The sequence below is a fragment of the Prevotella sp. genome (genome assembly GCF_036570325.1).
In the GTDB taxonomy this organism is placed as follows: Bacteria; Bacteroidota; Bacteroidia; order Bacteroidales; family Bacteroidaceae; genus Prevotella.
On sequence record NZ_DATCYK010000051.1, the window covers coordinates 1 to 11,554 of the forward strand.

The following is an 11,554-nucleotide window of genomic DNA, read 5'->3' on the forward strand; positions in this document are numbered from 1 at the left end:
AGATTACTGAATGATATAACGGTTACAAATATACAAAAATAAAAGTAAAAAACTTTTAATACTGAATAATAATACTTTTATTTCGGAATAATATGCGATAACTGTTCGTAAAATCATTAATATCTGTTGGAACAGAGCCTATTAGCATAGTGTAAGGTTATACATGGCTGTACGATTTGGGCCGTATGGCCACCTTATATATTATAGGTGGCCGGGTGGTTTGTTGAGTGGGGCCGCTGCGGGATTCAGGATGGGGCGTGGAGGAAATGATGGGGTGTTTTGAAGAAGATAACAATGTGTTTTGATGGAAATGTTGGTGTACTATCGAGAGGATGGCAGACGGCTTTCGGGGGGATGATAACGGTTTCCGCCGGAAATGCCGGCGAGTTTATTGTAGGGTGATGATAGGTTTTGTAGGAAATGCCGGCAGGCATGGAAAGAGATAAAACAAAAAGAACGACAAGAAGAAACCTTCTTGTCGTTCTTTCTTTATGTGGTCAGTCGATATGACTGATTACCTTTTCGGTTTACTTGGTGTAGAGCTTGCTGTACACGCGCTTGCCGCTTTCTTTGAGCTCTGTGCCCTCGGGAGTAACGGTGCAATCAAGCGGATTCATGTGATGCTTGAGCAAGTAGTACTTCTTTTCACCGGCTTCTCTTTCCCAATACTGCTGGTCGAGTGGCTGGGTAAGGTTCTCGTCAGTGTAAGGAGTCCAAACCTCGTTATCGGTACCGGCGTTCTCCAGCTTGCTGTAAACGGGTGATTCACCATCGTTGTAGTTGTAAACAGCACCGAAAGCGTTTACGTAGCGGTCGGGAACAGCAGTGAACTTGATAGTAGAGTTGTTGAGCATGGGCTGCAACTGCTCACGTGTGATAGCTTCTGATTTGAAGTAGTTCCAAACCTCGAATGTGATACCGTCGCCATACTTCTCGCGGAGTTCCTTGAGAACTGTTTCGTTGATACCTTGTGTCTTCACACGAATACCGTTGGCCTCGTAGCTTACTGTGAGTTTCACTGTCTGGCCGGCAACCTGCCAAGTCATTTCTTTGTTGGTAGTGTTGTTGTAGAGCAAGTCATCATGCTTGTGAGAAAGAACGATGTTCATGTCGTCCTGCTCGCAGTAGTACTGAGCGTCTACGGGGAGGAATACCTCAACATCAGAGTTGGCACGAACGTGGATAGAGAGCTTGCTTGCAATCCAGTCACCGTCAGTCTTCTTCTTGTTGAGAGAGAGGTTAACCTCAATTTCACCCTTTGTAGTGGTTACAATAGGAGTTGAAGGAGTTACTTCGGGAATAGAAGGAACCGGAGGTGTTGGGGTCGGCTCTTGGGGAACCTGAGGATTAGGATTCTCTGATGATGGAGGAGGTGTTGTGCCTGTGTTCTCCTGATCAATAGGATCTGCAGGTGTCAACTTAACAACCCAGTCATTGTAAACGCCGTCACCGTCGTGTACTTCGCCGGAGTTCTTCTTGGTACGATAGTCGAATGCCAAGTAGTAACCCTTCTTACCGTTGTATGTAATTTCGTAGATTTTGTAAGCGTTTTCTTTTGTTTGGTCTTTGTCACCCCATGAATCGTGGTAAGTAGGATTCTTAACGAGTAAGTTCATTACCAACGCGTTGGGACCCCCAGTAGCATTGTAGTCATTGATGTGCTGGCCATTGATTACCAAATAATCCATGTGGTTGCCACCGGTAACTGAGTGCTGAGCACGGTTCATGTCTACCAATCCGGTATAGGTATCGTAGCTTGAGCCGATGTTCTGGATGAAGTAATTGCTGTAGTTGAATGGTACAGAATTCTGATCCTTATGCTCTTTGATATACTTGATTACAAAATCTTTCTCTGCCTGCTGAATATCGCCGGGACGATTATCCTTGTACTGTGCGGGGAAATCACCATCCCAATACTTGTGATAAGAGAAAGAACCGTTACCTGCGCGGCTGGTCAATGTGCTTACTAACTGGTTGCCACCTGCGTAAAATGTAATATCTGACGCTTTGGCGGGTGCGATACCTCTTGTCGAAACAGCGCTTTCCTCGCCACCGATGGTAGGAGCGATCTCGTCAGACGAGCAAGAAGCTAAAGCCATAGAACCTGCCAAGGCTGCTAAAGCCAAATTAATTTTAATGTGTTTCATCTTTTTATAACAATCTATTGTTTATTTTTATTTTATTAATTCGATGTGTGTCTGTTTGTAACAATCCCTAAATATAATATGTAGTAAACTGAATACAATTCTTTAGACATTTGGTTGCAAAGTTACACCTTTATTTAATATATGCAAGAAAAATTGCGAAACATTTAGGTTAAATATATCTAAAACATGCTTTAAGTCAAGGAATTGTGGGTTTTGGGGTGGTTTTGGCGGTGTCAGGGGATGTTTTATGGTGTTGCCGAAGAGCGCTTATGAGCGGGTCAAAGCACAGCTTTGACCATACGAAAGCGGCCCTTTCACCTGATGAAAGGGCCGCTTTTGGGTTGTGGTGGTGGGTTGTTGAGGGGCTTGCCCCTCAGTCGGACCGGTCCGACTGGTCGGACTAGTCGGACTCGTCCGACCTTTTCAAGCACTGTGGGCGCCAAAACGTGGCGCTCACAGCTGCCTACTTCATTTCCTTCAACACCAATAATCTGCCGGGAATGGCGGAGTCGCCATGGTCAAAACCATTGAGCTCGTAGAGCGGGATGGGGGCGTTTCCTATGCCTTCGAGTACCGATTTGAGGTAAAGATTCTCCTCGTAACGGCCCATTTGCTCCAATTTGCGGTCGCCGGTGATGAGCACCAACCGGGTGGCGAGCTTGCGCACGTTGTTCAAGGGTGCGTAGCGGTCGACGATGGGGGTGGTGAATGATAGCTTGCGCTCTTGACGGATGGTGTAGTGTGTGGCCGTTTGTCCGCCGATGGGGAGGTAGCCCCGTATGGCGTCGGCGTCGATACCGTGGGCCGCCAGATAGCTTTTGTCGAGACAAAGCATGAGCGTCAGATAGCCGCCGGCAGAGTGGCCGGACACATATACTTGGTCGGATGATCCGCCATAGTCCTTGATGTGGTTCATCACCCATGCCACTGCCTGCGCCGCATCCTCGGTGTATTGGGGATTGTGGGCCCGGGGTGAGAGCCTGTAATTGACCCCCACGATGGCTATGCCACGGCCTTTGAGGTTCTCGGGCAATTCCTTTTGTCCGCCCATGAGACCGCCGCCATGGAACCATACGAGGGTTTTGAAGGGCTTTTTCGTTCCCTCGGGATAGTAAATATCGAGTTTGCAGCGCTCCCGGCGATAGGCTGATGTGTCGTCGGGGCTGATGTAGCTCAGGTCGCTGATGAGCTTGTAACCCTTTTGGGCCATGGCGGCGGGGGCCTGCCACAGCGCGAGGGCTACGAGAAAGAGTAGTTTTCGGATCATTGCAGTTGGAATTTTACGGTTTGAACGTTGCGGCTGTCGGGACCGATCATGAGCTCGAAATCGCCCGGTTCGCAAGCGAATTGCAGGTCGGCGTTGTAGAATTTGAGCTTCTCGGCGTCTATCGTGAAGCTCACTGACTTGGTTTCGCCTTGCTTCAGGTGGACTCTCTCGAAGCCCTTGAGCTCTTTCACGGGGCGGGAAACGCTGCCCACGAGGTCGCGGATGTAGAGTTGCACGATTTCATCGCCATCGTATCGGCCCGTGTTGGTAACGTCTACGGTGGCCGTCAGTGTGCCGTCGGCGGTCATGGTGGCAGCCGAGAGGCGGATGGGGCTGTACTTAAACGTGGTGTAACTCAAGCCATGGCCGAACGGGAAGAGCGGATCGTTATCCACATCGAGGTAGTTGCTGCGGTATTTAGCGAACCATGCGCCCTCGGGAAGTGGGCGTCCGGTGTTCAAATGGTTATAATAAATAGGTATTTGGCCTACGTTCTTGGGCATGGTAACGGTGAGTTTGCCACTCGGAACACGGTCGCCGAAGAGCACATCGCAGATGGCGTCGCCTGCCTCGGAGCCGCCGAACCACACGTTGAGGATAGCCGGGAAGTTGTTGTTTTCCCACGTCATGACGGTGGCTCGGCCCGAGAAGTTGACCAATACCACGGGTTTGCCCGTTTCCTTGAGGGCCGTGAGCAGTCGCTTTTGGGCGTCGGGCAGTGCAAGGTCGGTGCGGCTGCTGCTTTCTCCGCTCATTTCGGAGGTCTCGCCGATGGCCGCCACGATGACATCGGCGTCACGTGCCACGGCCAAAGCCTCACGAATCATGTCCTCGGCCGGCCGATTGTCGCGGATGTCGCGGCCAAACATCGAGCCGTTAGCTTCTATCCGGGCGTCGTCCATCACGTTGCTGCCCTTGGCATAGGTCACGGTGGCCTTGCCGGTGAGGGCTTCCTTCATGGCCTGATACAAGCTCTTGTATTTCTCGAAGGCCGCGGCGACGCTCCATGTGCCCGGCATGTTGGCGGCGGTATTGGCCAATGGGCCGATGAGGGCTATCTTTCCTTGCTTCTTGAGGGGCAGAATTTGGCCCTCGTTTTTAAGCAATACGAAAGTCTCGGCGGCGATGCGACGGGCTTCGGCACGGTGAGCGGGCGTGTAAATCTCCTTGGCGGGGCGCTTCTTGTCGATGTATCGGTAAGGATCGGCAAAGAGTCCGAGCTTGTATTTGGCCTCCAATATGCGGCGGCAGGCCCGGTCGATTGACTCCATTGTTACCTTTCCCTCGTTCAAACTCTTCTCCAAGGTGCCGATAAAGCCGTCGGCCACCATATCCATGTCGGTGCCCGCATTGAGTGCCAAGGCCGAAACTTGCTGCAAATTGCCCATGCCGTGGGCTATCATTTCGGAGATGGCGGTGTAGTCGGTCACCACAAATCCGTCCCAACCCCACTGCTTGCGCAGCACGTCCGTTAGGAGCCAACGGTTTCCGGTGGCCGGAATGCCATCCACGACGTTGAACGATGTCATGAACGAACCTGCTCCGGCTTTGGCCGCGGCCTCGTAAGGCGGGAAGTAATAGTTGAACATTCGCCACCTGCTCATGTCCACCGTGTTATAGTCGCGGCCAGCTTCGGCACCGCCGTAGAGGGCAAAGTGCTTCACGCAAGCCATCACCGTATTGTTCAAACTCAGGTCATCGCCCTGATAACCGTGTATCATCGCACGGGCAATGGCCGACCCCAAGAAGGGATCCTCGCCGTTTCCCTCCGACATGCGGCCCCATCTGGGATCGCGACAGATGTCGACCATGGGTGAGAAAGTCCAACTGATACCGTCGGCGCTGGCCTCGATGGCGGCCACACGGGCCGATGATTCCACGGCGTTCATGTCCCAACTGCACGAAAGCGCTAAGGGAATAGGGAATACAGTTTCGTAACCATGGATGACATCCATGCCAAACAGCAATGGAATTTTCAGTCGGCTCTGCTCCACGGCTACCTTCTGAACCTCGCGTATCTTGTCAACTCCTTTCAAGTTGAACAGTCCGCCCACTTCGCCCTTGCGAATCTTGGCGGCCACGTCGCTGCTCTTGGCCTGCCCGGTGACGATGTCTCCCGTGACGGGAAGGTTGAGCTGACCCAGTTTTTCCTTTAGGGTCATGCGGCTCATGAGGTCATTGATAAAGCGATTCATTTTGGTTTGGTCGGGCTGTTGGGCCATGGTGGGCAACAGCGAGAGGCTCAACGCGAGGCCGGCCCATAGTTTTCGATGTTTCATTTTGTGTTTAGTTGTTTAGTTGATTAGGCCATAGGCCGGTTTATAAGGTTGGTGAGTTGAGGGGTTGGGGTGATGAATGATTTGTTTTGAGGTTGGTGAGTTGAGGGGTTGGGGTGATGAATGATTTGTTTAAAAAGATGATATGATGGGGTGCTGAGGGCCTGCGGGAGCGTTGATAAGGTCGGACTGGTCGGACAAGTCATACTGGTCGGACAAGTCCGATGGGCCTCAGGGCCCGATAGGGCTCATCGCCTGATGCGGCCGAAGGTCTTGATACTTGTGTATTTTCGCCAAAGGTTGAGGCGTCGATGGGTGGGAACGCCGTGGCGGCGGATGAAGTCACGGGCGCCTTCGAGCATGCGGTGGGCCACCTGACCATCGAGATAAGGGTCGTAATTGTCGATAACCCATTGGCGACGGTTGTGGAGTGAGCTGTCGGTAAAGGCGGCGTCGTAGGCCGAAAGCAGGTCGGCGGGCGTCGTGATGTTCCTCCAATAGATGTCCTTGGCTATGGTGTTGAGGGTGACGACGGGCTTGTCGAGGAGCAACATTTCGTAAACGGTGGACGAAGTGTCGCTGATCATCATGTCGGCCATTAAGGTGTATTTCGATAATCCGTAGTCTTCAACAAAAGTGATGGCGCTATGCTCGCGGGCCAACTGCCGGTATTCCTCCACCCATTCGGGTCGGGTGAGGGGATGGAGCTTGATGAGCAACAGCACGCTGCGGCGCTCCGTGAGGTCGATAAGGGCCTGCTTGATATGTGGAAGCGACGTGAGCTTGGGCGAAAAGGTAGGCGCATAGAGGGCGATTCGCTCCTTTCCGCTGTCACGGAGCAAGGAACGGCGCTCTTCTTCATGGTCGTTGCGATGGCGGAATATCCAGTCTTGGCGGGTCCAGCCGGTCTCCAACACCTCAAAATCTTTGTATTGAAGCGCCAATTTCTTGAAATGCGAGGTAAAGTAAGGGCCTTGCGTGAAATAGGTATCGAAGTATCGGCGGATGATCCAATGGTCTTTCTTCTCCGCGGCATAGCCATGGAACACCTGAATCTTGACCCCCGGCAGGTAGTAGGGTACGATGTTGCCCGGCACGAAGATGGCCTCGGGCTTGAAATCGTATATCTCTTGTATCGAATGGGTCCAGCTTACCTGCCCCGCTAATGGGAATTCGGGAATCTTGGGTGCGTGAACATACCACATCACTTCGTTGTTTCCCTCTCTCCGGGCTTCGTCCTCAAGGGGTTGAAGGATGTCAATGGCATACTTGTTTTCGCAAAACAACACGATTCGCATAGGCTTACAATTTTTTCACAAAGATACATATTTCCTATGGCTTATCAAAAGAAATCTTCTATCTTTGCATAAGATAGGCTGCACTCGGCCATTTGTGAGTAAACTCCCATGGCTCTCTTTTGCACTATCTTTGCATAAGATAGGCTGCACTCGGCCATTTGTGAGCAAGCGCTCAGGGCTTGACAATCCCTATCTTTATAGAAAATAAAATCGTTAGACAGTAATCATGACGTCAGAAAAGATGTTGAATTTCACGGTGGGACCGGTCATGTCGAGTGACGCCGTGTGTGATTTGGGAAGCCAACAAGTACCTTATTTCCGCACGGCGGAGTTTTCCGAGACCATGTTTGAGAACGAACGGCTCATGCTGCGCTTCGCAAACGCGCCCCAAGATTCACGTGCCGTATTCATCACAGGGTCGGGCACGGCCTCCATGGAAGCAGTGGTGATGAATCTTTTTTCTACCATCGACAAGGTGATAGTGGTCAATGGTGGCAGCTTTGGCCACCGTTTCGTACAGCTTTGTAGTATTCACGACATTCCTTTTTCCGAGATACGGCTCGAGCCGGGACGTGCTTTGAGGCCCGAACACTTGGCTCCTTACGAGGGGCAGGGCTACACCGGTTTCCTCGTTAACTTGGACGAGACGTCCACGGGGGTGCTTTACGACATCCAACTCATCAGCGATTTCTGTCGGCGCAACCATCTTTTCCTCGCCGTCGACTCCATAAGTTCCTTCTTGGCCGACCCCTTTGACATGGCGGCGCTCGGCGTCGATGTCATGATAACGGGTTCGCAGAAAGCGCTGGCCTGCCCTCCGGGCGTGTCAATCATCGTGATGGCGCCCCGTGCGGTGAAGCGGGCGATGAACAGCCACTGCCGGACGATGTACCTCAACTTGGCCGACGCCCTGAAGAACGCGGAGCGCGGACAGACTCCTTTCACGCCCGCCGTGGGCATATTGCGCCAAATCAACGTGCGCCTGAAGGAGATTGAGGCTCGTGGAGGCGTGGAAAGCGAGAACCGGCAGATAGCCCTTCAGGCGGCCGATTTCAGGGAAAAGATAGCCGGAATGCCGTTCGAGATCGTGTCGGAGAGCCTTTCCAACGCCGTCACACCGCTCCATCCGCTCCGTGCTTCGGCCTACGATATTTTCCTGAAACTCAAGGATGAGTATGGCATTTGGGTATGTCCCAACGGCGGCGACATGGCCGAGCGGGTGTTCCGTGTGGGCCACATCGGCGCCCTCACGCCCGCTGACAACACCCAGCTTGTCGACGCCCTGAAGGATTTGGAGCGTCGGGGACTGCTCTGACCTTTGCCCCCGATGAGGGGAGAAAGCGATTCTTATTTACGCGGAGCGGCCAAGACTGTCCGCGACATCCTGCCCCCGATGGCGGGCAAAGGCCATTCACATTCACATCAACACCTATTTTTATTATGATAAAGGTCATTACTTATGGCACTTACGACTTGTTTCACCGCGGCCACCAGCGTCTGCTCGAGCGGGCAAAGGCCTTGGGTGACTATCTGATCGTGGGTGTCACGGCCGACACTTTCGACCGGGAACGGGGCAAAATCAACGTTCAGCAAACGCTGATGGAGCGTGTCGAGGCCGTGCGGGCTACCGGATTGGCCGACGAAATCATCATCGAGGAGTACGAAGGACAGAAAATCGACGACATCAAGCGCTACGGTGTCGACATCTTTACGGTGGGTTCCGACTGGCGAGGCAAGTTCGATTACCTGCGAGAGTTCTGCGAAGTGGTTTATCTTGAGCGCACCGAAGGCGTCTCGAGCACCGAGATAAGGAGCGAGAAACGGGCCTTGCGGCTCGGTCTTGTGGGCGAGTCGCCCATCTTGGATAAGATACGTAACGAGAGCAGCTTCGTCAACGGCATAGAGATCAGCGGCATTTTCACCATCAACGACCACTGCCTCTCCGACGACCTCAAGCGCTTGGCCACGGCCACGCCGTCCTTCGACCGGCTCATGGAGGAGAGCGACGCCCTCTATATCATATCCGAGCCGCGGCTCCACTATGCCCAGATACGTCAGGCCCTCAGCCGCGGCAAGCACGTTCTGTGCGAGTCGCCTATCGCCATGACCGTGGACGAGTGGCAGGAGCTCATCAATATGGCCCGTGAGCGTGGCCTCGTGCTGATGGATAGTATCAAGACGGCCTACTCGCTGGCCTATTACCGGTTGCGCCTTTTGGCCAAGAGCGGTATCATAGGCGACATTATGTCGGTCGACGCCACCTGCACCAGCCTCTTCAATTTCGACGCCTTCAAGCAGGGCGACAGGCAATTGCCCGAGTGGAACAGCATTTGCGCTTGGGGTCCCACGGCCCTGCTGCCTATCTATCAGCTCCTCGGCACCGACTATACCGACAAGACCATTGTCACCCGATTGGCCGAAGGCAATGCCGATTTCGACCTTTTTACCAAAATATCGTTCATCTATCCCGACGCCGTAGCCTCGCTGAAAGTGGGCCGTGGCGTCAAGAGCGAGGGTGAACTTGTCATCTCGGGCACCAAGGGTTACATCTACGTGCCGGCTCCATGGTGGAAAACCGATTATTTCGAGGTGCGCTATGAGGACCCCGTCGCCAACAAACGCTATTTCTATCAGCTTGATGGCGAGGGCCTGCGTTACGAGTTGGTGTCCTTCCTCAAGTCGGTTCAGACGGGTCGTTCGCTCTCTTACGTGTCCGAGTCGGTGTCGCGTGCCATCGCCGGCACTATCTCCGACTTTGTCGCCCGCCGCGATACGGTCATTATATAGTCCAGCCTCGAGCATGCACGCATGACCCGTTAAAAAGACTATAGCTTGATGGCTAAAAAACAGAAGCGGCCCTTTCACTCGATGAAAGGGCCGCTTCGGCGTTGTCAGAGGGCTGCTTTTAGGCTGCTAAAGATGGCTATTGGGCCGATCGGACCGGTCCGACTAGTCGGACAAGTCTGACCCGTCTGATGGGGCTGACGGCCTTTGGCCGTAGGGGCTGTGCCCCCTTACTCCTTCATATTGAATCCTTCGACCTTAATCTCGGGCGTGGTGCCACGGCCGTCCTCCAATTGGTAGCTCACGCTGACAGTGCGTTCCTCGCCCGGCATGAGGTGGAAATAATTGTCGCTGTAGATGACCGGCAGGATTTGTTGGCCGTCATCGCCCTTGAGGTTAAGGCGAATCATGAGGGCCGGAACGTCGTTCGGGTTCTTCAGCGTGATGGTGCCACGGGCCGTTTCGCCCTGACGGGTAAAGCGGGTGGTGGTCGTCAGTTTTACGGCGGGCAGCGTGTTGAGTGCTTGCCATTGGTCGGTCTCACGGCTTTCCACGTAGGTATTTTCCGATAGGAGGCCGTTGTCGTCGGCCAGCGTCAGGCGAATGAAGTAAACCTCGTCGGTCGGAAGCGTCAGCGTAAGGGCTTCGAGGGTGCTGTCCTCATGGCTGTCAATCGTTCGGGTCCACTCCTTTATGACTTTTCCCCGCATGCTGATGGTCTGTGCTTTCAGCGTCATGGCCTTGCGGTTGCCAGCTCCCATGTTGACGACTTGCACGCCGTGGGTCGTTGGGTTGTACTGCACGTGGAGCGGTTCGCAGGCTTTTTTCACGCCGAAGTAGGCCGCCGTGGGCTCGAAATAGTAGTCGTAAGTCTGCCAAACGGTAGAAGGCCAGCAGGCATGGCTCATCCATATCAGCAGCCCCATGCGATATTGCTGCGCTCCTTCGTACATGGCTCGGTAGCCATCGTAGTTCACCCACTGCGCCCGGGCGGCGAATTGGCGGGCGTCGGTGGCCGGTCCGAAGTGTTGTTCCATGGTTTTTATGAACGAGCGGGCGCTCTGTGCGCCACCCATCGTGAAGTCGTGCTGTGCCCAAGGCAGTCCCACGGGCCACAAGTCGGCCGGGGCGAGCATGCGGCTGAGGCTCTCATACGAGGGCACATTGGGCAATCCACGCTCCGAATGGAGCTTTCGGCTTTGCTCACGGAAGTAATACGACACCGGCATTAGCTGATAGGCGCCGTGTCCCGATACGCCGTCGTCGGCCGAACTCGATATATAACCCAGTTGCGGATGGCTCTTTGCCACCTCGGAGCGCAGTGCCTTGTCGAGCGTTTGGGGCGGATAACCCTCGTTGCGGCCCACGTAGATGGCCACGGAGGGGTGGCGTCGTATCTTCATAACGAAGTCGTGGGCGTTGGTCATGAACATATTGTTATCCAAGGGGTCGGGTCCGTCCCACGGATTGGCCAGCCAAAAGTCCTGCCAAACCATGATTCCGTGCTTGTCGCAGGCGTCGAAGAACTCCTCATCGCCTATCTGTCCCACCCAGTTGCGTATCATGTTGTAGTTCATTTGTCGGTGATAACCCACCGCGATGTCGTATTCACGGGCCCGATAGTTGAGGTTTGTCTCGCTGAACCCCCAGTTTCCGCCCAGCGGCGTTACCCTTTTGCCGTTGACATAGAGCTTTGTCTCGGTGTCGATGTCGCGATAGCTCATTTGGCGAATGCCCGTCTTATAATCTAATTGGTCAACGGTTTGGCCGTTGTCAGGGTCG

The 11,554-nt window shown here is 53.7% G+C and carries 7 protein-coding genes; 2 read left to right on the top strand and 5 right to left on the bottom strand.

Going from position 1 to position 11,554, the window contains the following annotated elements:
* Positions 1-527: 527 nt before the first annotated feature.
* The 4 genes from VIR50_RS03535 to VIR50_RS03550 all read right to left on the bottom strand — a co-directional run bounded on the left by VIR50_RS03535 (position 528) and on the right by VIR50_RS03550 (position 6,988).
* A complete protein-coding gene (locus VIR50_RS03535; protein ID WP_331933758.1) occupies positions 528-2,147 on the bottom strand; it encodes a hypothetical protein in 1,620 nt (539 codons plus the stop codon).
* Between the two features lie 463 nt (positions 2,148-2,610).
* A complete protein-coding gene (locus VIR50_RS03540) occupies positions 2,611-3,411 on the bottom strand; it encodes an alpha/beta hydrolase (protein WP_414703524.1) in 801 nt (266 codons plus the stop codon).
* Positions 3,411-5,693 carry a beta-glucosidase BglX gene (bglX, locus tag VIR50_RS03545; protein WP_331933759.1) on the bottom strand — a complete coding sequence of 761 codons (2,283 nt, stop codon included), beginning with the start codon at positions 5,691-5,693 and terminating at the stop codon, positions 3,411-3,413. Before bglX ends, VIR50_RS03540 begins: the two co-directional genes overlap by 1 nt.
* 245 nt (positions 5,694-5,938) lie before the next feature.
* Positions 5,939-6,988, bottom strand: a complete 1,050-nt coding sequence (locus tag VIR50_RS03550; RefSeq protein ID WP_331933760.1) for a CDP-glycerol glycerophosphotransferase family protein — start codon at positions 6,986-6,988, stop codon at positions 5,939-5,941.
* Positions 6,989-7,214: 226 nt separating this feature from the next.
* On the opposite strand from VIR50_RS03550, the gene VIR50_RS03555 reads away from it, so the two are divergent.
* Complete coding sequence (locus tag VIR50_RS03555; protein ID WP_331933761.1) at positions 7,215-8,303, top strand: pyridoxal-phosphate-dependent aminotransferase family protein; 1,089 nt, start codon at positions 7,215-7,217, stop codon at positions 8,301-8,303.
* 125 nt (positions 8,304-8,428) lie between these two features.
* Positions 8,429-9,775, top strand: a complete 1,347-nt coding sequence (locus VIR50_RS03560; RefSeq protein WP_331933762.1) for a Gfo/Idh/MocA family oxidoreductase — start codon at positions 8,429-8,431, stop codon at positions 9,773-9,775.
* A 227-nt stretch (positions 9,776-10,002) separates the two neighbouring features.
* Here VIR50_RS03560 and VIR50_RS03565 read toward each other — a convergent pair.
* Positions 10,003-11,554 (bottom strand): glycoside hydrolase family 2 protein (locus VIR50_RS03565; protein WP_331933763.1); only part of this gene is annotated, 1,552 nt, incomplete at its 5' end.

What these genes read in the sequence shown, in the direction of transcription:
- VIR50_RS03535 (WP_331933758.1), bottom strand. Translation starts at nt 2,147, where the DNA reads ATGAAACACATTAAAATTAATTTGGCTTTAGCAGCCTTGGCAGGTTCT.
- bglX (WP_331933759.1), bottom strand. Translation starts at nt 5,693, where the DNA reads ATGAAACATCGAAAACTATGGGCCGGCCTCGCGTTGAGCCTCTCGCTG.
- VIR50_RS03550 (WP_331933760.1), bottom strand. Translation starts at nt 6,988, where the DNA reads ATGCGAATCGTGTTGTTTTGCGAAAACAAGTATGCCATTGACATCCTT.
- VIR50_RS03555 (WP_331933761.1), top strand. Translation starts at nt 7,215, where the DNA reads ATGACGTCAGAAAAGATGTTGAATTTCACGGTGGGACCGGTCATGTCG.
- VIR50_RS03560 (WP_331933762.1), top strand. Translation starts at nt 8,429, where the DNA reads ATGATAAAGGTCATTACTTATGGCACTTACGACTTGTTTCACCGCGGC.